Source organism: Rhodococcus sp. 15-2388-1-1a (assembly GCF_002259145.1).
Taxonomy (GTDB): domain Bacteria; phylum Actinomycetota; class Actinomycetes; order Mycobacteriales; family Mycobacteriaceae; genus Rhodococcoides.
Map to the genome: position 1 here is coordinate 556,673 of NZ_NPFP01000008.1, position 22,710 is coordinate 579,382.

At 66.4% G+C, this 22,710-nt stretch carries 23 protein-coding genes; 22 read left to right on the top strand and 1 reads right to left on the bottom strand.

Going from position 1 to position 22,710, the window contains the following annotated elements; all coding sequences use genetic code 11:
- From ruvX to aroB, 7 genes are all read left to right on the top strand, one after another.
- Entirely contained in the window at positions 1-531 is a 531-nt protein-coding gene (ruvX, locus tag CH302_RS07140; RefSeq protein ID WP_037189409.1) for a Holliday junction resolvase RuvX, read from the top strand.
- Positions 528-1,940 carry an endolytic transglycosylase MltG gene (locus CH302_RS07145; protein ID WP_037189408.1) on the top strand — a complete coding sequence of 471 codons (1,413 nt, stop codon included), beginning with the start codon at positions 528-530 and terminating at the stop codon, positions 1,938-1,940. The genes ruvX and CH302_RS07145 overlap by 4 nt, the downstream gene beginning before the upstream one ends.
- Position 1,941: 1 nt before the next feature.
- Positions 1,942-2,754 (top strand): shikimate dehydrogenase, encoded by an 813-nt coding sequence (locus CH302_RS07150; RefSeq protein WP_037189406.1) that lies wholly within the window; start codon positions 1,942-1,944, stop codon positions 2,752-2,754.
- Between the two features lie 103 nt (positions 2,755-2,857).
- Positions 2,858-3,430, top strand: a complete 573-nt coding sequence (locus tag CH302_RS07155) for a prepilin peptidase (protein ID WP_230596211.1) — start codon at positions 2,858-2,860, stop codon at positions 3,428-3,430.
- A 12-nt stretch (positions 3,431-3,442) separates the two neighbouring features.
- Complete coding sequence (gene aroC, locus CH302_RS07160; protein ID WP_037189405.1) at positions 3,443-4,630, top strand: chorismate synthase; 1,188 nt, start codon at positions 3,443-3,445, stop codon at positions 4,628-4,630.
- On the top strand, positions 4,627-5,178 hold the full coding sequence (locus CH302_RS07165) for a shikimate kinase (RefSeq protein ID WP_037189404.1): 552 nt from the start codon (positions 4,627-4,629) through the stop codon (positions 5,176-5,178). Before aroC ends, CH302_RS07165 begins: the two co-directional genes overlap by 4 nt.
- Positions 5,179-5,192: 14 nt before the next feature.
- Complete coding sequence (gene aroB, locus CH302_RS07170; RefSeq protein WP_037189403.1) at positions 5,193-6,305, top strand: 3-dehydroquinate synthase; 1,113 nt, start codon at positions 5,193-5,195, stop codon at positions 6,303-6,305.
- Between the two features lie 90 nt (positions 6,306-6,395).
- On the opposite strand, the gene CH302_RS07175 is transcribed toward aroB, so the two are convergent.
- Positions 6,396-7,055 (bottom strand): B-4DMT family transporter, encoded by a 660-nt coding sequence (locus CH302_RS07175; protein WP_037189402.1) that lies wholly within the window; start codon positions 7,053-7,055, stop codon positions 6,396-6,398.
- Positions 7,056-7,161: 106 nt separating this feature from the next.
- Here CH302_RS07175 and CH302_RS07180 point away from each other — a divergent pair, with 106 nt between their 5' ends.
- The 15 genes from CH302_RS07180 to metK all read left to right on the top strand — a co-directional run bounded on the left by CH302_RS07180 (position 7,162) and on the right by metK (position 22,577).
- Entirely contained in the window at positions 7,162-8,265 is a 1,104-nt protein-coding gene (locus CH302_RS07180) for a M24 family metallopeptidase (protein WP_037189401.1), read from the top strand.
- A gap of 74 nt (positions 8,266-8,339) precedes the next feature.
- Positions 8,340-8,903 (top strand): elongation factor P, encoded by a 564-nt coding sequence (gene efp, locus CH302_RS07185; protein WP_027496978.1) that lies wholly within the window; start codon positions 8,340-8,342, stop codon positions 8,901-8,903.
- Position 8,904: 1 nt separating this feature from the next.
- Positions 8,905-9,459, top strand: coding sequence for a transcription antitermination factor NusB (gene nusB, locus CH302_RS07190; protein WP_037189400.1), 555 nt, complete (start codon positions 8,905-8,907; stop codon positions 9,457-9,459).
- Positions 9,460-9,598: 139 nt separating this feature from the next.
- Entirely contained in the window at positions 9,599-10,186 is a 588-nt protein-coding gene (gene pyrR / locus CH302_RS07195; protein ID WP_037189399.1) for a bifunctional pyr operon transcriptional regulator/uracil phosphoribosyltransferase PyrR, read from the top strand.
- Positions 10,183-11,229 carry an aspartate carbamoyltransferase catalytic subunit gene (locus tag CH302_RS07200; RefSeq protein ID WP_037189398.1) on the top strand — a complete coding sequence of 349 codons (1,047 nt, stop codon included), beginning with the start codon at positions 10,183-10,185 and terminating at the stop codon, positions 11,227-11,229. Before pyrR ends, CH302_RS07200 begins: the two co-directional genes overlap by 4 nt.
- A complete protein-coding gene (locus tag CH302_RS07205) occupies positions 11,226-12,542 on the top strand; it encodes a dihydroorotase (protein ID WP_037189397.1) in 1,317 nt (438 codons plus the stop codon). Before CH302_RS07200 ends, CH302_RS07205 begins: the two co-directional genes overlap by 4 nt.
- Positions 12,543-12,546: 4 nt before the next feature.
- Positions 12,547-13,053 carry a PH-like domain-containing protein gene (locus CH302_RS07210; RefSeq protein WP_037189396.1) on the top strand — a complete coding sequence of 169 codons (507 nt, stop codon included), beginning with the start codon at positions 12,547-12,549 and terminating at the stop codon, positions 13,051-13,053.
- Positions 13,050-14,180, top strand: a complete 1,131-nt coding sequence (gene carA, locus CH302_RS07215) for a glutamine-hydrolyzing carbamoyl-phosphate synthase small subunit (RefSeq protein ID WP_037189395.1) — start codon at positions 13,050-13,052, stop codon at positions 14,178-14,180. The genes CH302_RS07210 and carA overlap by 4 nt, the downstream gene beginning before the upstream one ends.
- A complete protein-coding gene (gene carB / locus CH302_RS07220) occupies positions 14,180-17,554 on the top strand; it encodes a carbamoyl-phosphate synthase large subunit (protein ID WP_037189394.1) in 3,375 nt (1,124 codons plus the stop codon). The genes carA and carB overlap by 1 nt, the downstream gene beginning before the upstream one ends.
- Positions 17,551-18,381 carry an orotidine-5'-phosphate decarboxylase gene (pyrF, locus tag CH302_RS07225; RefSeq protein ID WP_037189393.1) on the top strand — a complete coding sequence of 277 codons (831 nt, stop codon included), beginning with the start codon at positions 17,551-17,553 and terminating at the stop codon, positions 18,379-18,381. The genes carB and pyrF overlap by 4 nt, the downstream gene beginning before the upstream one ends.
- Before the next feature lie 209 nt (positions 18,382-18,590).
- A complete protein-coding gene (gene mihF / locus CH302_RS07230; protein WP_027496987.1) occupies positions 18,591-18,911 on the top strand; it encodes an integration host factor, actinobacterial type in 321 nt (106 codons plus the stop codon).
- A 5-nt stretch (positions 18,912-18,916) separates the two neighbouring features.
- Positions 18,917-19,528: a guanylate kinase gene (gene gmk, locus CH302_RS07235; protein ID WP_037189392.1), complete on the top strand. Its 612-nt coding sequence runs from the start codon at positions 18,917-18,919 to the stop codon at positions 19,526-19,528.
- Positions 19,529-19,600: 72 nt separating this feature from the next.
- The gene (rpoZ, locus tag CH302_RS07240; RefSeq protein WP_032377808.1) at positions 19,601-19,906 is read left to right on the top strand and encodes a DNA-directed RNA polymerase subunit omega; all 306 of its coding nucleotides are present in this window, start codon (positions 19,601-19,603) and stop codon (positions 19,904-19,906) included.
- Positions 19,907-19,929: 23 nt separating this feature from the next.
- Entirely contained in the window at positions 19,930-21,180 is a 1,251-nt protein-coding gene (gene coaBC / locus CH302_RS07245) for a bifunctional phosphopantothenoylcysteine decarboxylase/phosphopantothenate--cysteine ligase CoaBC (protein ID WP_037189391.1), read from the top strand.
- A 182-nt stretch (positions 21,181-21,362) separates the two neighbouring features.
- Positions 21,363-22,577 carry a methionine adenosyltransferase gene (gene metK, locus CH302_RS07250; protein ID WP_037189390.1) on the top strand — a complete coding sequence of 405 codons (1,215 nt, stop codon included), beginning with the start codon at positions 21,363-21,365 and terminating at the stop codon, positions 22,575-22,577.
- Positions 22,578-22,710: the final 133 nt, after the last annotated feature.

The following is a 22,710-nucleotide window of genomic DNA, read 5'->3' on the forward strand; positions in this document are numbered from 1 at the left end:
GTGGTAGCTCAGGGGCGCGGCCCCGATCGGCCGGGCGTCGACGATCCCGGCCGCGGCCGTCGTATCGGCATCGACGTCGGTAGTGTCCGCATCGGCATCGCCTCGAGCGATCCCGACGGTGTACTCGCCACGCCGGTCGAAACCGTGCCGCGATCGAAGATCAAGGGTCCCGACGCGCCGGACGTGGTGCGTGTGGCGGAGATCGTCGCCGAATACGAAGCCGTCGAGATCGTGATCGGGCTGCCTCGGACGCTGCGCGGAGAGCGCGGCAGTGCGGTCGACGCAGCCGAGAGATTCGGCCGTTCCCTGTACCGGCGGTTGGGTGATGTGCCGATTCGGATGGCCGACGAGCGACTGACTACCGTGAGTGCTTCGCGCGCGCTACGGGACAGTGGAGTGCGAGCCAAGAACCAACGATCGGTGATCGATCAGGCTGCGGCGGTGGCGATACTGCAGGGCTGGCTCGACGAGCGCCGTGCCGTATCGGAACGTGCAGCGAACAATTCAGGATCGACGGAGGTCGACGAGTGAACTACGAAGGGTCCGATCGGGACCGGCGAGATGCGCGCTCGGACGAGGCGCACACCGACCCGATCGGCTATCGCGTGGACGAGGGCAGTGAGTTCCACCGCAGCATGCAGGGCCATCCGCAGCGTCAGGAGCCGCACCCTCGGGCCTCTCGCAACGCAGACCGGGAGCCCGGTCACGAGGCCGAGCGCGCAGCGGTGCCACAGGAGGTCGGTCGCAGCCGCGCCGCGACCCGCAAGGACCGAGCTGCGTCCAGCCGTAAGCGTCGCGGCCGGCTGGTGGCTCTGGTGCTCGGGCTCGTTCTGATCGTGGCAGTGGCGGGCGGAGGGTATTTCGCGGTGAACAAATTCGGCAATCGCACGACACCGAACGCCGACTTCACCGCAGGCTCGCCGGGTGACGGTGTGGTGATTCAGGTTCATCCCAACGACACCGCGCAACAGATCGGTACCCAGGCAGCGGACAAGGGTGTGGTGGCCAGCTCGGGGGCGTTCCTCGAAGCAGCGCTTCTGAACAACGCCATCACCTCGGTTCAACCCGGCTTCTATCTGCTCACCAGCAACGTGCCTGCCTCGCAGGCCGTGGGTCAACTCGTCGACCCCGCATCCCGAGTGGGCAACATGGTGATCTCGGAGGGCCGCCAGCTGCACGACGCGCGCGACGTGAACACCGGTGCCGTGAAGAAGGGCATCTACACCCTGATCTCCGAGGCCAGCTGTGTGGACCGAACCGGTAGTGGAACCCCCACGTGCGTGAGCTACGACGACCTCAACGTGGCCGGCGCTGTGGACGACCCGGCTGCTCTGGGCGTTCCCGACTGGGCCACCGATCGCGTCGAGGGAGTCCCGGACCGCGATCGGCAGCTCGAAGGCCTGATCGCCGCGGGAACCTGGGACTTCGACCCCAGCGCGACTCCGACCGACATTCTGAAGCAGTTGGTGTCCGAGAGTGCGACCCGCTACGAGGACACCGGAATCCTCACCGCGGGCACCAACTCCGGGCTGACTCCGTACGACACTCTCGTCGCCGCGTCGCTCGTCGAGCGTGAGTCGCTGCCGCAGGATTTCAGCAAGGTGGCCCGGGTGATCCTCAATCGCCTCGCCGTGCCGCAGAAGCTCGAGTTCGATTCGACGGTCAACTACTCGCTCGATACGACCGAGGTGGCCACCACCGACGCCGACCGCGCCCGCGTCACCCCGTGGAACACCTATGCCAGCGAGGGGCTGCCGGCAACCCCGATCTCGTCGCCGAGTATCGGGGCGGTGCAGGCGGTCGAGATGCCTGCCGACGGTGATTGGCTGTACTTCGTGACCATCAACCAGGCGGGCGAAACCCTGTTCACCCGCAGCTACGAGGAACACCTGGCGAACATCACCAAGGTCGAGGGCGGCTTCCTCGACAGCGGCCGCTGACGTGCGCGCCGCCGTTCTGGGTAGCCCTGTCGAACACTCGAAGTCGCCGGTGCTGCACTGTGCTGCGTACCGCGCGCTCGGCCTCGCCGACTGGACCTACGAGCGCATCGACTGCACCGGCGAGCAGTTGCCCGGCCTGCTCGACGGTTTCGGTCCGGAATGGGTCGGCGTGTCGGTCACCATGCCGGGCAAGGTTGCGGCTCTGGCGTACGCGACCGAGCGGACCGCCCGGGCAGTGCTGGCCGGCTCGGCGAACACCCTGGTGCGCACTGCGTCGGGTTGGCGCGCCGACTGCACGGACGTCGACGGAATCGTGGGTGCTCTGCGCGACGCCGGAGTCGAGGACCTGTCCGGTCGCACCGTGACGGTGGTCGGCGCAGGAGGAACGTCGAGGCCGGCGATCGTCGCGCTGGCCGGACTCGGCGCGACTGCGGTCACCGTCGTCGCGCGGTCGGCCGACCGCGCCCGGGACACACTGGACTGCGCCGTCGCCGCGGGGATGCGCGCAGAGTTCGCAGAGATGACCGACCCACGTCTTGCCACCGTCGCAGCGGAGTCCGCTGTGCTGGTCAGCACCGTCCCCGCGGCCGGAGCGGCGGATATTGCGTCGGATCTCGCCCATGCGCCCCTGGTCCTCGACGCCATCTACGATCCGTGGCCGACGCCCCTGGCAACGGCCGTGGACGCTGCCGGTGGAACCGTCATCAGCGGATTGTCGATGCTGCTCAATCAGGCGTACGGGCAGGTGGAACAGTTCACCGGCAGGCCGGCGCCGCGAGCGATCATGCGGGACGCGCTGTTCACCGTGTTGTGAGTTCGAGCCGGCGGTAGTCCACAGGCACCGAGTTGTGCACAGGGCAATGTCCCACCTGGGCTTTCGCCGCAACCGATCGCCGCCTCGGTGCAACCCTTCGATCGTGACGATTGTGTGTGGTGCGGTCGTGGTCGGTGCCGTTGTCGGGCTGACGATGCGCCGCTGCCTGATCCGATGGAATCCTCGGCTCCTGCCGCTGCTGTCTGCGATCGGCACCGGATGGGTCTGGTGGCGGTTCGGCGGTACCGAGTACGCGGTTCCGTTGTGTGTGACGACCTGGTGGTTCGCCGCACTCAGCGCGGTCGACTTGCAGCGACGCCGGTTGCCGAACGCCCTGACCGTCCCCGGGGCGATTCTCGTGACGGTCGCGCTCGTGCTCACCGGTTCCGCGAAGGCGCTGCTGGGCGGCGCTCTGCTGTTCGCGATCTACCTGGTCGTTCACCTTCTCGCGCCCGCGGCGTTCGGCGCGGGCGACGTCAAACTCGCCTGGTCGGTCGGATCGGTCGCGTGCGTCGGCGGCGGGGGAGGATGGGCGATCGCCGCGCTGTCGGCACCGGTGGCAACTGCCGTGGTGGGGACGATCGCCGCGGCGTTCGGGCACGGGCGAGCCCGCATCCCGCACGGCCCGTCCATGTGCGCGGCCACCCTGCTGGCATCCGCGGCGTCCCTGGCGTGAAAAGATGTTCGAGTGCTGCGCTGGATAACTGCCGGAGAATCCCACGGACCCGCTCTCGTCGCCATTCTCGAAGGAATGGTCGCGGGAGTAGAGGTGACCTCGGACGACATTGCCTCTCAACTCGCTCGTCGTCGCCTCGGCTACGGCCGTGGTGCCCGCATGAAGTTCGAGGCCGACAAAGTGACCCTCACCGGCGGTGTCCGCCACGGGCGCACCATGGGTGGTCCGGTCGCGATCGAGGTCGGCAACACCGAGTGGCCCAAGTGGGAGCAGGTGATGTCGGCCGACCCCGTCGACGACGCCGTGCTCGCGGATCTCGCCCGCAACTCCCCGTTGACGCGGCCCCGGCCCGGCCACGCCGACTTCTCCGGAATGCTCAAGTACGGCTTCGACGACGCTCGTCCGGTGCTCGAACGTGCCAGCGCACGTGAAACCGCGGCTCGGGTCGCCATCGGCACCGTGGCCCGTCTGTTCCTGAAGCAGGCATTCGGAGTCGAGGTCGTGTCCCATGTGATCTCGATCGGGGCATCCGACCCGTACGTCGGACCGCCGCCCGCAGGTGCCGACCTCGATGCGATCGACGCCTCCCCGGTGCGTGCCTTCGACAAGGCCGCCGAAGTATCGATGATCGCCGAGATCGAAGCAGCGAAGAAGGACGGCGACACCCTCGGCGGCGTCGTCGAGGTCGTCGTGCACGGCCTCCCCGTCGGCCTCGGATCGTTCGTCTCCGGAGAACGCAAGCTCGACGCCAGGCTGGCAGCAGCCCTGATGGGTATTCAGGCCATCAAGGGGGTCGAGATCGGGGACGGCTTCGAGACCGCGCGTCGACGCGGAAGCGTCGCCCATGACGAGATCAAGCCCGGCCCGGACGGTGTGTTGCGCTCGACCAACCGGGCAGGCGGCATCGAGGGCGGTATGACCAACGGTGAGGCACTGCGAGTGCGGGCGGCGATGAAGCCCATCTCCACGGTCCCGCGCGCGTTGGCAACGGTCGACATGACGACCGGAGACGAGGCAGTGGCCATTCATCAGCGCTCGGACGTCTGCGCTGTCCCGGCCGCCGGTGTCGTCGCCGAGACGATGGTCGCCCTCGTGGTCGCGCAGGCAGCGTTGGAGAAGTTCGGTGGGGACTCGCTGGCGGAGACGACGAGCAACGTCGACCACTACGTGAAGGGCACCGCCGCCCGACCTCCACGATGACCCCGTACGCGGTCCTCGTCGGACCGCCGGGAGCAGGGAAGTCGACGATCGGTCGACGGCTCGCACAGGCTCTCGACCTGGACCTGTTCGACACCGATGTGGCCATCGAGCGAGACACCGGTCGTACGATCGCCGATATCTTCTCGCACGACGGCGAACCGGCCTTTCGGCAAATCGAGGAGCGGATAGTCGCCGGTGCTCTGGCCTCGCACGACGGGATCGTCTCCCTCGGTGGTGGTGCTGTGCTGTCGCCCGCGACCCGCGCCCTGCTGTCCGGGCACACCGTGGTGTACCTGGAGATCAGCGTGGCCGAAGGGCTTCGGCGTACCGGTGCGAACACGGTTCGGCCGTTGCTCGCCGGTCCTGATCCGCGTGCGAAGTACCAGGAACTGATGCGGCATCGGCGACCTCTCTATCGATCGGTGGCCACGGTGCGAGTGCGCACCGACAGTCGCAGTCCCGCTCGGGTCGTGGGCCAGTTGGTGGCGAAGCTGACGGCCATCGCCCCTGTTCCCGGGCGCAATGCGAACGAGAGAAACCCCCAGTAGATGAAGGTGATTCGATGACAGAGCCAGTACGCGTCCAGGTCGAGACTGCCAACCCGTACCCGGTGATCATCGGCCGAGGTCTGTTGACGGACCTCGTCGACGAGCTCGCCGGAACGGCCACCGTGGCGATCTTCCACCAGCCTCCGCTGGCGGAGACCGCGGAGGCAGTGCGAGCTGCGTTGGCGGACAAGGGAATCGACGCTCACCGCATCGAGATCCCGGATGCCGAGGACGGTAAGGATCTGGCAGTGGCCGGGTTCTGCTGGGAAGTTCTCGGCCGAATCGGTCTCACTCGCAGCGACGCCATCGTCAGTCTGGGCGGCGGAGCGGCAACGGACCTGGCCGGATTCGTTGCAGCGACATGGATGCGCGGAGTTCGTATCGTCCACGTCCCGACGACGCTGCTGGCCATGGTCGACGCGGCCGTGGGCGGCAAGACCGGCATCAACACCGATGCGGGCAAGAACCTCGTCGGTTCCTTCCACGAACCCGCCGCCGTAATGATCGATCTGGCCACGCTCGAGACCGTCCCGAAGAACGAGATCGTCTCGGGCCTGGCCGAGGTGATCAAGACCGGGTTCATCGCCGATCCGAAGATTCTGGACATCATCGAGGCCGATCCTGCCGCGGCGCTCGATCCGACCGGTGACGTTCTGCCGGAGTTGATCCGGCGCTCGGTCGAGGTCAAGGCGAAGGTCGTTGCGGCCGATCTGCGTGAGTCGAACCTGCGCGAGATCCTGAACTACGGCCACACGCTCGCGCACGCCATCGAGCGGCGGGAGCAGTACCGCTGGCGTCACGGTGCCGCGGTGTCGGTCGGTCTGGTGTTCGCGGCCGAGCTGGGACGCCTGGCCGGTCGCCTGGACGACGCCACTGCCGACCGCCACCGTTCGATTCTCGAATCGGTCGGCTTGCCGGTCACCTACGACGAGCATGCGTTCTCGGATCTGCTCAAGGGCATGCAGACGGACAAGAAGAACCGGGCCGGGCTGCTGCGATTCGTCGTTCTGGACGGTCTGGCCAAGCCCGGACGGCTCGAGGGTCCGGATCCGGCACTGCTCGTCGCAGCATTCTCCGCGGTCGGTCGCGAGGCCCCGGCCACAGGTGGGTCGGCCATTCTGTTGTGACGCCGTCGGCCCCACTCGGGGCCCGACGACAACGGGCGGTGATCGACGCATACAGCGTCGATCACCGCCCGTAGGTCGATGTGGGGGAGTTCAGGAACCGTCGGCGCTGCCGTGCCTGCCGCGCTTGTCCAGCCGCGGCTTGCCGTCCGCGTCCACCGCCGAGAACACCTCGGTGTCGGCTTCGCCGTGCTCGGGAGCCCACTGAGGTTCCGAACGCGTGGGCTCGGCCTGCGTCGCCTGTGCCCGACCCGACCCATTCTCCTGGCCAGCGTTGACCAGTTGGCGGTCGTGCGCGCGTTCGGCGTCCGATGTGGCCAACTTCTTCTTGGCCTCGCGGTTCACGATCTGTCGTCCCACGAACACCGCGACGCTGGCGGCGATGAAGATGGTGAGAATCGTGAACGCGGCTCCGGAGGTGAGCTCGAAGACCAATCCGTTCTGGCCCAGGCTGAAGTCGACGAAGAAGTCGACGATCCAGCTCAGGAGACCGCCGAGCAGTCCACCGACCACAGCGGCTTTGAGCCAGACCATGGTCAGGTCCTCGCCGTCTTCGGGGTCGGGATGCTTACGTCGGTCGCGGATTCCGTCGATGCCGGCCCACACGATGATGATGAGCAGCACGAGGGCGTATGCCACCCAGCGCAGTGCCGATCCGCTCAGCGGCCACATCGACACAGCTGCCCCCAGCAGCAGTCGAACCACGACGTTGACCAATCCCATACTTATGCCACGCACTGCCCACCCAGTCATGCGGCACAGCATATCCGCACGTCGAAGTTCATGTGTCGCGGCCCACACGTTCGATGACCCGGTCGACTGAAATGGGGCCTGTGAAACGAACGGTAATGTCGAGGGCATGCCTGCCGATTTCGGTGCCCGTCGTGGTGCCCTACGAGAACTGTTGGCCGCCGACGGACTCGATTCGATGTTGATCACCGATCTTCTCAACGTCCGATACCTGTCGGGCTTCACCGGGTCGAACGCGGCATTGCTGGTCTCGGTGGCCGACTCGCCCGGCGACGAGGATCGGACGGTCATCTGCACCGACGGCCGGTACGTCACTCAGGTGGCCGAGCAGGTTCCGGATCTGCGGGCCGAGATCGACCGGGCGTCCGCGGTGCATCTGCTTCGTTCGGGTTCGTCCGGCCGCGGCGGTCGAGTGGGTTTCGAGAGCCATGTGGTGACCGTCGACGCTCATCGCGCGTGGTCCGAGCTCGACGGCGCTGCGGAGTTGGTACGTGCACCGGGTGTCGTGGAGTCGTTGCGCATGGTCAAGGACGAGTTCGAGGTGGGGTTGCTCCGAGACGCCTGCCGCGCCGCCGATGACGCTCTGGCTCGATTGATCGGTGGAGGCGGTATCCGCGCCGGCCGGACCGAGCGGGAGGTCGCCCGCGAGCTGGAGTCGTCGATGCTCGACCACGGTGCCGATGCGATCTCCTTCGAGACCATCGTCGCAGCAGGAGCCAACTCGGCGGTTCCGCATCACCGGCCGACCGATGCGGTGCTCGCCGACGGCGACTTCGTCAAGCTCGACTTCGGCGCACTCGTCGGCGGCTACCACTCGGACATGACTCGGACCTTCGTCATCGGGACTGCCGCGCAGTGGCAGCGCGACCTGTACGAGTTGGTTCAGCGGTCCCAGACGGCCGGGCGAGAGGCGCTGGCACCAGGGGTGAATACCGCTTCGGTCGACGCGGCGTCGCGCTCGGTGATCGAGGACGCAGGGTACGGGGAGTACTTCCTGCACGGGCTCGGCCACGGCGTCGGCCTGGAAATCCACGAAGCGCCGGGAATCGCGAAGACGAGCACCGGTACACTGCTGAGCGGTGCAGCGGTCACCGTCGAGCCGGGTGTCTACTTCTCCGGTCGCGGCGGCGTTCGGATCGAGGACACACTCGTCGTTCGCGACGGGGGTTCGGAACTGCTCACCCTGACAAGCAAGGAACTCACGTCCGTCTAGCGCGGGCGGGAGCGAATCCCGCACGTGACCGACGGCGCGTCACGCGCACAAACGATTGAGGAGACGCGAAGCAAGTGGCTTCCACCAGCGATTTCAAGAACGGACTGGTTCTCAACCTGGAGAACCAGCTGTGGTCGATCATCGAATTTCAGCACGTCAAGCCCGGCAAGGGGCCCGCATTCGTGCGGACCAAGCTCAAGAACGTGCTCTCGGGCAAGGTCGTCGACAAGACGTTCAACGCCGGTGTGAAGGTCGAGACCGCAACGGTCGACCGCCGCGACATGACGTACCTCTACCACGACGGTAGCGACTACGTGTTCATGGACGCCGACACCTACGACCAGCTCTCGATCGGTGAGGCCACCGTCGGTGACGGCGCGCGTTTCCTGCTCGAGAACCTGCGCGTTCAGGTCGCCATGCACGAGGGTGTTCCGCTGTACGTCGAGCTTCCCGTCACCGTCGAGCTCGAGGTCAAGCACACCGATCCCGGCCTGCAGGGCGATCGCTCCACCGGCGGCACCAAGCCTGCGACCCTCGAGACCGGAGCCGAGATCTCGGTGCCGCTGTTCATCAACACCGGCGACAAGCTCAAGGTCGATTCGCGTGACGGAAACTACCTCGGGCGTGTGAACTCCTAACGTGTCATCGAAGAAGTCGACATCCTCCGCCTCGCAGAACGGTGCCCCCGGTGCGAAGAAGCTCGGTGCGCGCCACAAGGCCCGCAAGCGTGCGGTGGACTTTCTGTTCGAGGCGGAGGCGCGCAACGTCGACCCGGTCGACCTGACCACCGAGCGCATCGAACTCGCACGCGGCGACGACACGATCGCTCCCGTCAGTGATTACACCTCGACCTTGGTCGAGGGCGTCGCCGAGAATCTCGATCGACTCGACGGCGTGATCGCCGATCACCTCAAGGACTGGACGCTCACCCGTCTGCCTGCAGTCGACCGGGCCATCCTCCGCGTTGCGGTGTGGGAGTTGTTCCACGCCACCGATGTGCCACCGGTCGTCGCTGTCGACGAGGCCGTCGAGCTGGCCAAACAGCTGTCCACCGACGACTCGCCCGGCTTCGTCAACGGCGTGCTGGGTCAGATCGTTCTGGTCGCGCCGCAGGTACGTGCCGCGGCCGCGGCGGTCTCCAGCCGTACGCAGTCCGACGCGTCCGGTGCAGCGTCGGTCGACGCCGAGCAGTGATCGGACGTTCGACGCCCGTGTGACCGAACGCTCTGCGAGCCTGCTGGTCATGGTTCGCAGAGCGTTGCTAGGCTCTACGCAGTTCTTGTCAGACATCCTTTAACGATCCGTCCAGAGAGGCGGAGAAGGAGGTCGTAGTTTGCCTGCGCCCGAAAGCTCGCCCGCGAACCCCGCCGTTCGCGAATTGCTGTCCTCGGCCGATGTGGGACGCACCATCTCCCGCATGGCCCATCAGATCATCGAGAAGACGGCCCTCGATGCCGCGGACTCGCCGCGCGTGGTGCTACTCGGCATTCCCACTCGCGGAACCACGTTGGCGGAACGACTCGTCGAACGTATCGAGGCATTCTCCGGTGTGCGTCCTCCGCTCGGGTCCCTCGACATCACCCTCTACCGCGACGACCTGCGAAACAAGCCGCACCGTCCGCTCGAACGCACGTCGGTGCCCGCAGGCGGTGTCGACGACGCACTCGTCGTACTGGTCGACGACGTGTTGTTTTCCGGACGAACCGTCCGATCCGCGCTCGACGCTCTTCGTGACCTCGGCCGCCCCCGGGCCGTGCAGCTCGCAGTCCTGATCGACCGCGGCCACCGCGAGCTCCCGCTTCGTGCGGACTACGTCGGCAAGAACGTCCCCACAGCCCGCACCGAGGACGTCTCGGTGCTGCTCTCCGAACACGACGGCCGCGACGGGGTCAGCCTGTCCGAGGGAGGATCCGCTCGATGAAGCATTTGCTCTCGGTCGCCGACCTGACGGCCGAATCGGCCACGGAGCTTCTCGACGAAGCCGAACGATTCGAGCAGGCGCTTCTCGGCCGCGAAGTCAAGAAACTCCCGACACTGCGCGGACGCACCATCATGACGGTGTTCTTCGAGAACTCGACGCGTACCCGCGTCTCGTTCGAGGTGGCAGGCAAGTGGATGAGCGCCGACGTCATCAACGTCAGCGCCAGCAGCTCGTCGGTGTCGAAGGGGGAGTCCCTGCGCGACACCGCGATGACGCTGCGCGCCGCCGGTGCGGATGCGCTCATCGTCAGGCACCCGGCGTCCGGTGCCGCTCACCAGATCGCCCAGTGGACCGCCGATCAAGGCGCCGGCCTCGACGGTCGTTCCACAGGCTCCACTCCTGGCCTCGATGGTCGTTCCACAGGCTCCACTCCTGGCCTCGACGGTCGTTCCGCAGGCTCCACTCCTGGTGGCGGCCCTGCGGTGATCAATGCCGGTGACGGTACCCACGAACATCCCACCCAGGCGCTGCTCGACGCCCTGACGGTTCGCCAACGACTCGGAGACATCGCCGGCCGACGAGTCGCGATCGTCGGCGACATTCTGCACAGCCGGGTGGCGCGCTCGAACGCGATCCTGCTGGCCAAGCTCGGTGCCGAGGTAGTGCTGATCGCGCCACCGACCCTGCTTCCCGTCGGAGTGACCGGCTGGCCGGTGCGGGTCTCGCACGACATCGACGCCGAACTGCCCGGTCTGGACGCGGTGTTGATGCTCAGAGTGCAGGCCGAGCGAATGAACGGCGGGTTCTTCCCCTCCGCTCGTGAGTACTCGATCACGTACGGGCTCTCGCAGCGCCGGCTCGACCTGCTGCCCGAGCATGCCGTCGTACTGCACCCGGGTCCGATGCTTCGCGGTATGGAGATCGCGTCCTCGGTGGCCGATTCTCCGAAAACTGCAGTTCTGCAACAGGTTACGAATGGAGTTCACGTGCGGATGGCGGTGCTGTTCCGATTGCTGGTCGGTTCGGACGGGGGTGCATCGTGAACGCGCCTGCGACCTCCGTTCTGCTCCGCGGCGTCCTTCTGTACGGCGAGGGACCCGAAACCGACGTGATGATCACCGGCGAAGAAATCGTCGGAATCGGTTCGGACCTCGACGCCGACGATGCCGAGGTGATCGAAGCCCGCGGCCAGATTCTGCTGCCCGGATTCGTCGACATGCACACGCACCTGCGCGAGCCCGGCCGCGAGGACACCGAAACGATCGAATCCGGTTCGGCAGCAGCGGCTCTGGGTGGCTACACCGCCGTGTTCGCGATGGCGAACACCGATCCGGTTGCCGACTCGGTGGTGGTCACCGATCACGTCTGGCGGCGGGGACAGGAAGTCGGCCTCGTCGACGTCCACCCGGTGGGTGCGATCACCGTCGGTTTGAAAGGCAAGCAGCTCGCCGAGATGGCCACGATGGCAGCAGGAATCGGCCGGGTGAAGATGTTCTCGGACGACGGACACTGCGTCGACGATCCACTGATCATGCGTCGAGCGCTGGAGTACTCGAGTTCGCTCGGTGTGCTCATCGCTCAGCACGCCGAGGAGCCCAGGCTCACCGTCGGTGCCGTCGCACACGAGGGGCCCACTGCAGCGCGGCTCGGACTGGCCGGTTGGCCGCGCGCGGCAGAGGAATCGATCGTCGCACGGGACGCGCTGCTGGCCCGGGACGCCGGTGCGCGAGTGCACATCTGCCATGCTTCCACCGCGGGAACCGTCGAGTTGATGAAGTGGGCACGCGGACAGGGCATTTCGATCACCGCCGAGGTCACTCCGCACCACCTGCTGCTGGACGATTCGCGGCTCGAGACGTACGACGCGATCAACAAGGTGAACCCGCCGCTGCGTGAGAAGTCCGATGTCGAGGCCCTGCGCAAGGGCTTGGCCGACGGTGTGATCGATTGTGTGGCAACCGATCACGCTCCGCATGCCGAACAGGACAAGTGCTGTGAGTTCTCGATCGCCCGTCCCGGCATGCTCGGGCTCGAAACCGCACTGTCCATCGTCGTCGACACGATGGTGACCCCGGGACTGCTCGATTGGCGCGGCGTGGCGCGGGTGATGAGCGAGCGGCCCGCTCGGATCGTCGGATTGGCCGATCAGGGGCGGCCCATCGAAGTCGGCGAGATCGCCAATCTCACGCTGGTGGACCCGAATGCGAGCTGGACCGTCTCGGGCAAGAAGCTGGCCAGCGTCGCGCACAACACGCCGTTCGAGGACATGACCTTCTCCTCGAAGGTGACCACGACCGTGTTGCGCGGACGAATCACCGTTCGCGGCGGAGTCGTGGCGAACAGGGCAGGGGAGTAGAGCCGTGGACAGAGTTCTCATCGTCATCGGATTCATCCTGTTCTGGGCGCTGATGATCGCGCTGATCTTCTGGGGTTGGCGCGGACGCCAGAAGCGGCAGGAAGAGCGAATCGGCGACTTCCCGGCCGTGCCCCAGGATCTCGGTGCCACCCACATCGAGCCCAGCACAGGCCTGTACGTCGGCAGCACCATCGCGCCGAGCTGGCAGGACCGCATCGCCGTCGGCGACATCGGCCACCGCGCCACCGGTGAGCTGTCGCGACACGAGAAGGGCATTCTGCTCGACCGAGACGGCGAATCTCCCATCTGGATTCCGGCCGAATCGATTCGCGCGATCCGCACCGAACGCGGGTTGGCAGGCAAGGTCATGACCAAGGACGGGCTCCTGGTCATTCGCTGGGAGTTGCCGACGGGGACCGAGATAGACACCGGCTTCAGGGCCGACGACAAGCATATCTACCCGGTGTGGACAGCGAGTTCCACCGGAGAAACCAAGGAGGAAACCGCGTGAGCAGCGCAGTTCTTGTTCTGGAGGACGGCCGGACATTCCGCGGCACCACATTCGGCGCACAGGGGCGCACCCTCGGCGAGGCCGTGTTCTGCACCGGAATGACCGGCTACCAGGAGACACTCACCGACCCGAGCTACCACCGACAGATCGTCGTCGCGACCGCGCCGCAGATCGGCAACACCGGCTGGAACCAAGAGGACGGTGAAGCCGCGAGCGCCCAGGATCCCAACAAGATCTGGGTGGCCGGATACGTCGTCCGCGATCCGGCTCGCCGCACCTCGAGCTGGCGCTCGACCGGAACGCTGCAGGATCAGCTCGAGGCCCAGAACGTCGTGGGCATTGCCGGAATCGACACACGCGCCCTGGTACGGCACCTGCGCACCCGCGGCTCCATGCGTGCGGGAGTGTTCTCGGGTGACGCGCTCGGCACCTCGGACGAGATGCTCGAGCAGGTGGTCGGCCAGCCGTCGATGCTCGGTGCCGACCTCGCCGGTGAAGTGACCACCGGAGCGGGCTACACCATCGAGCCGTCCGGTGACGCTCGATTCACCGTCGTCGCAGTCGATCTCGGTATCAAGACCAACACTCCGCGGATGTTCGCCGAGCGCGGTATCCGCGTGCACGTGGTGCCGTCGAACACCACCATCGAGCAGGTTCTGGAACTGAACCCCGACGGCGTCTTCCTGTCCAACGGACCGGGCGACCCGGCCACGGCCGACACCAGCGTCGCGTTGACCAGGCAGGTACTCGAACGTGAGCTGCCGCTGTTCGGTATCTGCTTCGGCAACCAGATCTTCGGGCGGGCACTGGGCCGTGGCACCTACAAGATGAAGTTCGGCCACCGCGGCATGAACATCCCGGTCATCGAGCACACCACCGGTCGCATCGCGATCACCGCGCAGAACCACGGATTCGCACTCGAAGGCGAAGCGGGCGAGGAGTTCGACACCGACTTCGGCCGCGCCCGGATCAGCCACACCTGCGCCAACGACGGCACCGTCGAGGGCGTCGAACTGATCGGCGGCAGCGCCTTCTCGGTGCAGTACCACCCCGAGGCCGCGGCGGGTCCGCACGACGCCGCCTACCTCTTCGACCGTTTCACCAGCGTCCTTCAGGAGAAGAAGTAATGCCACGCCGCACAGACCTGAACCACGTCCTGGTCATCGGATCGGGCCCGATCGTCATCGGCCAGGCCTGCGAGTTCGACTACTCCGGCACCCAGGCCTGCCGAGTGCTGCGCGAGGAAGGACTCCGCGTCAGCCTCGTCAACTCCAACCCCGCGACGATCATGACCGACCCCGAGTTCGCCGACGCCACCTACGTCGAGCCGATCACCGCGGAGTTCATCGAGAAGATCTTCGCCCGCGAGGCCGAGCAGGGTCACCCCATCCAAGCTGTGCTCGCCACCCTGGGTGGGCAGACGGCGCTCAATGCCGCTGTCGCACTGCATGATCAGGGCATTCTCACCAAGCACGGCGTCGAGCTGATCGGTGCCGACTTCGACGCCATCCAGCGCGGCGAGGATCGACAGAAGTTCAAGGACATCGTCGCCAAGGTCGGTGGCGAATCCGCCAAGTCGGCCGTCTGCTACACGATGGACGAAGTGCGCGAGACCGTCGCCGAGCTCGGCTTCCCGGTCGTCGTACGTCCGTCCTTCACCATGGGAGGTCTCGGATCGGGACTGGCCTACAACGACGAGGACCTGACCCGCATCGCCGGCGGCGGGCTCGCGGCCTCGCCCACGGCGAACGTCCTCATCGAGGAGTCCATCCTCGGCTGGAAGGAATACGAGCTCGAGCTGATGCGCGACGGCCGCGACAACGTGGTCATCGTGTGTTCCATCGAGAACGTGGATCCCGTCGGTGTGCACACCGGCGACTCGGTGACCGTCGCGCCTGCGATGACGCTGACCGACCGCGAGTACCAGAAGATGCGCGATCTCTCCATCGACATCCTGCGTGAGGTGGGCGTCGACACCGGCGGCTGCAACATCCAGTTCGCGATGGATCCGGCGGACGGGCGCCTCGTCGTCATCGAGATGAACCCCCGCGTGTCGCGCTCGTCGGCGCTGGCGTCGAAGGCCACCGGTTACCCGATCGCGAAGATGGCCGCCAAGCTGGCCATCGGCTACACCCTCGACGAGATCGTCAACGACATCACCCGCGAGACCCCGGCGTGCTTCGAGCCGACCTTGGACTACGTGGTCGTCAAGGCACCCAGATTCGCGTTCGAGAAGTTCCCCGGTGCCGACGGCACGCTGACCACGACGATGAAGTCCGTCGGTGAGGCGATGTCGATCGGCCGCAACTTCACCGAGGCATTCGGCAAGGTGATGCGCTCGCTCGAAACCAAGCGCGCGGGGTACTGGACCGGCCCCGACGTCGAGGCGGAGAGCCTCGACGCTCTGCTGGCGGACCTGTCCGTTCCTCAGGACGGCCGGATGTACGGAATCGAGAAGGCGTTCGCGATGGGCGCCACCCTCGAGCAGCTCTTCGAGGCGACCAAGATCGACCCGTGGTTCCTCGACCAGTTCCAGCAGATCCACGAACTCGGCGTCCAGGTTCGCGAGGCGGCCGAATTCGACGAGGCGCTGCTGCGGCAGGCGAAGTACCACGGGCTGTCCGACCGTCAGATCGCCGCTCTGCGCCCCGAACTCGACGGCGAGGACGGAGTGCGTGCGCTGCGCGACGAGCTCGGCGTGCACCCGGTCTACAAGACGGTCGACACCTGCGCCGCCGAGTTCGAGGCCAAGACGCCGTACCACTACGGCACCTACGAACTCGACCCCGACGCCGAGACCGAGGTGGCCCCGCAGCCGGACCGGCCCAAGGTCCTGATCCTCGGATCGGGTCCCAACCGCATCGGTCAGGGCATCGAATTCGACTACAGCTGTGTGCACGCAGCGCTGACGCTGTCCGAGGCCGGCTACGAGACGGTCATGGTCAACTGCAACCCCGAGACCGTCTCCACCGACTACGACACCGCCGACCGCCTGTACTTCGAGCCGCTGACCTTCGAGGACGTTCTCGAGGTGTACCGGGCCGAGGCCGCCTCGGGCACGGTGCGAGGAGTTATCGTCCAGCTGGGCGGCCAGACTCCGCTCGGCCTGGCGAAGCGGCTGAAGGCCGCGGGCGTCCCTATCGTGGGAACATCGCCCGAGGCCATCGATCTCGCCGAGGACCGCGGCGAGTTCGGCAAGGTCCTCGATGCGGCAGGCCTGCCCGCTGCCAAGTACGGCACGGCGACCACGTTCGACGGGGCCCGTGAGATCGCGTCGGGCATCGGCTACCCGGTACTGGTCCGCCCGTCCTACGTTCTCGGCGGACGCGGCATGGAGATCGTGTACGACGAGGCATCGCTCGCCACGTACATCTCCAACGCGACGGAGATCTCGGACGACCGTCCGGTTCTGGTCGACCGGTTCCTCGAAGATGCAGTCGAAATCGACGTCGACGCACTGTGCGACGGCAGCGAGGTCTACATCGGCGGCATCATGGAACACATCGAGGAGGCCGGTATCCACTCCGGCGACTCGGCGTGCGCGTTGCCTCCGATCACGCTCGGCAAGACCGACATCGAGAACGTCCGACGGTCCACCGAGGCTCTGGCGAAGGGCATCGGCGTGCGCGGCCTGCTCAACGTTCAGTACGCACTCAAGGACGACATCCTGTACGTCCTCGAGGCCAACCCGCGTGCGAGCCGCACCGTTCCGTTCGTCTCCAAGGCGACTGCCGTGCAGCTGGCGAAGGCATGCGCCCGAGTGATGCTCGGGGAGACCATCGCCGAGCTGCGGACCGCAGGCATCCTGCCCGAGACCGGGGACGGTGGCACCGTCCCGGCCGGTGCCCCGATCGCAGTCAAGGAAGCGGTGTTGCCGTTCAACCGGTTCCGTCGTGCGGACGGAACCGGAGTGGACACCCTGCTCAGCCCCGAGATGAAGTCCACCGGCGAGGTGATGGGAATCGACTTCGATTTCGGTACCGCATTCGCCAAGAGCCAGACCGCCGCGTACGGCTCGTTGCCCGCGGGCGGCGCGGTGTTCGTATCGGTGGCCAACAAGGACAAGCGATCACTGATCTTCCCGGTGAAGCGACTCGCGGATCTGGGCTTCACGATCCTGGCAACCGAAGGTACCGCCGATGTGTTGCGGCGCAACGGAATCAAATGTGAGCAGGTCTACAAGCAGTCCGGTGAGGATGTGCCGGAGGGGGAACGGACCATCGTCGACCGGATACTCGCCGGGGACATCGCCATGGTGATCAACACCCCGTACGGCAACTCCGGCCCCCGCGTCGACGGGTACGAGATCCGGAGCGCCGCAGTGGCGCAGAACATTCCGTGCATCACCACGGTGCAGGGCGCGTCCGCGGCGGTGCAGGGCATCGAAGCCGGAATCGCCGGCGGAATCGGCGTCCGCTCGTTGCAGGATCTGCATGCGGGATTGAAGCAGGGGCTGGGAGTGGAGCCTGCGGAACGACCCGGGAATGGGGGAGTGGAGTGAGCCATCATCGCAGTTGGTCGGATCGGTTGCGCGCCGCGGTCGCGGCGCGCGGTCGACTGTGTGTCGGAATCGATCCGCATCCGGCGCTGCTCGAGGCGTGGGAGTTGCCACGCTCGGCGGACGGTCTCGAGGTGTTCGCCGAACTGTGCGTCGAGGCATTCGTCGGTGAGGTGGCGATCGTCAAGCCTCAGGTGGCGTTCTTCGAGGCGTACGGATCTGCCGGGTACGCGGTGCTCGAACGCACCGTCAGTGTGTTGCGCGACGCGGGCACCCTGGTGATCGCAGATGCCAAGCGCGGCGATATCGGCACGACGATGGATGCGTACGCACAGGCCTGGCTCGAGCCCGACTCTCCGTTGTCCTCGGATGCTGTCACGGTGTCGCCGTACCTGGGTGTGGATTCACTGGGGGAGACGGTCGATCGTGCAGTGCGACACCAGCGAGGTCTGTTCGTGCTGGCTCGAACCTCCAATGCGGAAGGCGCTGCTCTGCAGCAGGCGGCGACGTCGAACGGCGGGTCGGTGGCTCAGTCGATCGTCGACGCTGCGGCGACGCGTAATCGCATCGATGCCGACACGCTGGGCCTGGTCGTGGGTGCCACTCGTGATCATGGTCTCGACCTGTCGAACTACACCGGACCCATACTCGCGCCGGGTCTGGGAGCGCAGGGAGCGACGGTGGCCGATCTCGCGGAGATCTTCCGTGATTCGCGTGAGCTGTTGCTGCCCAACTCCTCTCGGGGTGTCCTGGCCGCAGGACCGTCGGTGACGGCATTGCGCGACGCGGCGATGCGGTTACGCGACGAGATCGAAGCCGGTCTCGCATAGTCGACGCTGCTGCGCTCCGGCACGCGGGGGTGAGTTAGCGGTGAACGCGAGTCGTCGGTACGGTCGCTAGCGCTGCCGACGAACAGTGCGGATCTCCGGTGCGGAGCGCCGACGACCGCGGTCCGTGGCAGTGGAACACCGATGGTCGACGTGCCGACAACGATCGTGTGCGTCGTACCGCCCAGAACGAGAAGACGGAGGAACCGACAGTGGCCCTTCCCCAGTTGACCCCCGAGCAGCGTGCCGCTGCCCTCGAGAAGGCAGCGATCGCACGGAAAGCGCGCGCCGAGCTCAAGGAGCGCCTCAAGCGCGGCGGCACCGATCTCAAGCAGGTGCTCAAAGATGCCGAGACGGACGAGATTCTCGGAAAGATGAAGGTCTCCGCGTTGCTCGAGGCCCTGCCGAAGGTGGGCAAGGTCAAGGCCGCGGAGTTGATGACGGAATTGGAGATCGCGCCCACCCGTCGACTGCGCGGTCTCGGCGATCGGCAGCGCAAGGCGCTGTTGACGAAGTTCGATTTCGAGGCCTGACGGCGGTGAGTGACGCTGCGGCGACCTCGGTCCCGGAGACGAAGCGCGGCCGGTTGGTGGTGCTGTCCGGACCCTCCGGCGTCGGCAAGTCCAGTGTCGTTCGGCTCGTGCGCGCGGCGCTGCCCGAGCTGGTGTTCAGCGTGTCGGTCACGACGCGATCGCCGCGGCCGGGCGAGGTGGACGGTCAGGATTACCACTTCGTGTCGGCCGGCGAGTTCGATCGGATGATCGCCGACGACGAGCTGCTCGAGTGGGCGAGCATTCACGGTGGCCTGCAGCGGTCGGGGACTCCGGCTGCACCCGTGGAGGCCGCGCTCGAGGCGGGCAGCCCGGTGTTGCTCGAGCTCGATCTTGCCGGTGCCCGTGCCGTCCGGGTGTCCAAGCCCGAGGCTCTGCTGGTGTTCATGGCACCACCGACGTGGGACGATCTGGTCTCTCGCTTGGTCGGACGCGCGACCGAGGAAAGCGCGGCCACCGAGCGGAGGCTCGAGACCGCACGGGTGGAATTGGCCGCACAGAACGAGTTCGACACGGTGGTTGTCAATACCGATGTCGACCATTCGTGCGAACAGTTGGTATCCTTGTTGGTCGGTAGGTCGTCGGTCGGCAACAGCTGACCAGTTTCACGGCGCACGAGGCCCCGACCAGCTAGTTCGTAGCACCAACGATGCAATTTCAGGAGATCATCAGTGAGCAGCATTTCAGCGGCCGTTTCCGACTTCGACGGACGCAGCGCTCTGCCGGCCTACGACACGCCGCTCGGCATCACCAATCCGCCCATCGACGAGCTGCTCGCCCGCACCTCGTCCAAGTACGCCCTCGTGATCTACGCAGCCAAGCGTGCGCGTCAGATCAACGACTACTACAACCAGCTCGGTGACGGCATCCTCGAGTACGTGGGACCGCTGGTCGAGCCGGGTCTGCAGGAGAAGCCGCTGTCGATCGCTCTCCGCGAGATCCACGCGGACCTCCTCGAGCACACCGAAGGCGAATAAGAACCTCACAGAGGACATCTGACTTGCACGTTGTCGTCGGAGTCGGCGGAGGTATCGCCGCCTACAAGAGTTGTTCGCTCATCCGCAGTTTCACCGAGAGCGGGCATCAGGTACGGGTGATTCCGACCGCGTCCGCTCTGGAGTTCGTCGGGCGCGCGACGTTCGAGGCGCTGTCCGGGCAACCGGTGCAGACCGGAGTTTTCGCGGACGTGCCGGAAGTCCCGCACGTGCGCCTGGGTCAGGAGGCGGACCTCGTCGTAGTCGCCCCCGCCACTGCGGACCTCATGGCCCGCATCGCCGGGGGACGTGCCGATGACCTTCTGACGGCCACCCTGCTCACCGCGCGGTGTCCGGTGGTGCTCGCTCCCGCGATGCACACGGAGATGTGGGAGCACCCCGCCACGGTCGCGAACGTCGCGACCCTGCGCTCACGCGGTACGCACGTGATCGAACCTGCATCGGGTCGTCTGACCGGCCGAGACACCGGGTCGGGTCGGCTGCCGGAGCCGGACGAGATCTTCGCGCTCTCGATGCTGGTGACCGAGCGAGCGGATGCTCTTCCTCGGGACCTCGAAGGACGCCATGTTCTGGTGTCTGCCGGCGGCACTCGTGAGCCTCTCGACCCGGTCCGCTTTCTGGGCAATCGAAGCTCCGGAAAGCAGGGATACGCCCTGGCGCGAGTGGCTGCGCAACGCGGAGCCCAGGTGACGCTGGTCGCCGGGTACACCAGCGACCTCGACGCGCCGGCCGCGGTGGACGTGGTGCACGTCAAGACGGCGTCGGACATGCAGGACGCCGTTCGCAAACTTGCCGTCGGTGTCGACGCGGTGGTGATGGCGGCCGCGGTCGCCGACTTCCGCCCGGAGTCCATCGCAGGCAGCAAGATCAAGAAGGGCTCCAACGAGCCGTCGTCGATCCCGCTGGTTCGCAACGACGACATACTCGCCGGCCTCGTTTCCGCTCGCCGCGACGGTGAACTCGAATCGTCGACGGTCATCGTCGGATTCGCCGCCGAGACCGGAGACGCGGACGGAGACGTGCTGACCTATGCGCGGGCCAAGCTCGAACGCAAGGGCTGTGACCTGCTCGTGGTCAACGCGGTCGGTGACGGCAAGGCATTCGAGGTGGACCACAACGACGGCTGGTTGCTGGGGTCCGACGGTTCCGAGGCTGCGCTCGGCGAGGGCTCCAAAGCTCTGCTCGCGAGCCGCGTACTGGATTCGGTAGCGCAGATGCTCGGCGCGCGGAGTCCTCGACCGAGTTCGAATCCGTGATGATGCCGAGGGTGCACGAGCGATGTCGCACCGGCTACCGTGCTGAGCACCACGTGTAGTGCCGTAGAGGTTTGCCTGGCTCTGGCAGGGGCGATAACACCGAGGGAACGTCAAATTTTCGTGGAGTGCCCGACCGGCGCGAGGCGTCGGGTCGGGCAGGAACATGCGTCGAGAGGAAGTCCGTGAGCAAGTCCGGTAGTCGGCTTTTCACCAGCGAGTCCGTCACAGAGGGTCATCCCGACAAGATCTGCGACGCCATCAGCGATTCGATTCTCGATGCACTGTTGACGGAGGATCCGCGTGCCCGGGTGGCCGTGGAGACTCTGGTCACCACCGGTCAGGTGCATGTCGCGGGTGAGGTCAACACCACCGCGTATGCCGACATCCCCAAGATCGTGCGCGAGAAGGTGCTCGAGATCGGGTACGACTCGTCGGCCAAGGGGTTCGACGGAAATTCCTGCGGTGTCAACGTTGCGATCGGCGCGCAGTCTCCCGAGATCGCTCAGGGCGTCGATCATTCGCACGAGGCCCGAGTCGAAGGACTGTCCGACGACGAGATCGACCGTCAGGGCGCGGGGGATCAGGGGTTGATGTTCGGCTACGCCAACACCGACACTCCCGAGCTGATGCCGTTGCCGATCGCGTTGGCGCACCGGCTTTCTCGGCGGCTGACCGAGGTCCGCAAGAGTGGGGTGCTGCCCTACCTGCGTCCCGACGGCAAGACGCAGGTGACGATCGAATACGACGGCGACAACGCCGTTCGCCTCGACACCGTGGTGATCTCGACTCAGCACGCGGCCGACATCGATCTCGACAACCTGCTCACTCCCGATATTCGGGAGAAGGTGCTCGGGTCGGTGCTCGCCGAGTTGGACGTGCCGACGCTGGACACGTCGAATGTGCGTCTGTTGGTCAATCCCACCGGAAAGTTCGTGCTCGGTGGGCCGATGGGTGACGCCGGGCTGACCGGTCGCAAGATCATCGTCGACACCTACGGCGGCATGGCACGGCACGGCGGTGGCGCGTTCTCCGGCAAGGACCCGTCCAAGGTCGACCGCAGTGCTGCCTACGCGATGCGCTGGGTTGCGAAGAACGCTGTTGCCGCCGGGCTGGCGGATCGCATCGAGGTCCAGGTGGCGTACGCCATCGGCAAGGCTGCACCGGTCGGGTTGTTCGTCGAGACGTTCGGCACCGAGAAGACCGATCCCGCGCGTATCCAGGCGGCGATCAGCGAGGTGTTCGATCTACGTCCCGGTGCCATCATTCGTGATCTTGATCTGCTCCGACCGATCTACGCGCCCACTGCGGCGTACGGTCACTTCGGCCGCACCGACATCGATCTGCCGTGGGAGTCCACCGATCGCGCCGGCAAGCTTCGCGAGGCCGCCGGACTCTGAGTTCGGCTTCGACCGTTCTGCACGTACCCTGCTCGCACCGGCTCGGTGCTCCGACATCGAGTGTGGGGTGAGAATCGAGGAGGAGGTGCGGTGGCAGGCGTAGCGCGGGTGGCGGCGTCGGATCTTCCGATCG

Coding starts and splice junctions, on each gene's coding strand:
- CH302_RS07165 (WP_037189404.1), top strand. CDS start 4,627: ATGACCCCGTACGCGGTCCTCGTCGGACCGCCGGGAGCAGGGAAGTCG.
- aroB (WP_037189403.1), top strand. CDS start 5,193: ATGACAGAGCCAGTACGCGTCCAGGTCGAGACTGCCAACCCGTACCCG.
- CH302_RS07175 (WP_037189402.1), bottom strand. CDS start 7,055: ATGACTGGGTGGGCAGTGCGTGGCATAAGTATGGGATTGGTCAACGTC.
- CH302_RS07180 (WP_037189401.1), top strand. CDS start 7,162: ATGCCTGCCGATTTCGGTGCCCGTCGTGGTGCCCTACGAGAACTGTTG.
- CH302_RS07200 (WP_037189398.1), top strand. CDS start 10,183: ATGAAGCATTTGCTCTCGGTCGCCGACCTGACGGCCGAATCGGCCACG.
- carB (WP_037189394.1), top strand. CDS start 14,180: ATGCCACGCCGCACAGACCTGAACCACGTCCTGGTCATCGGATCGGGC.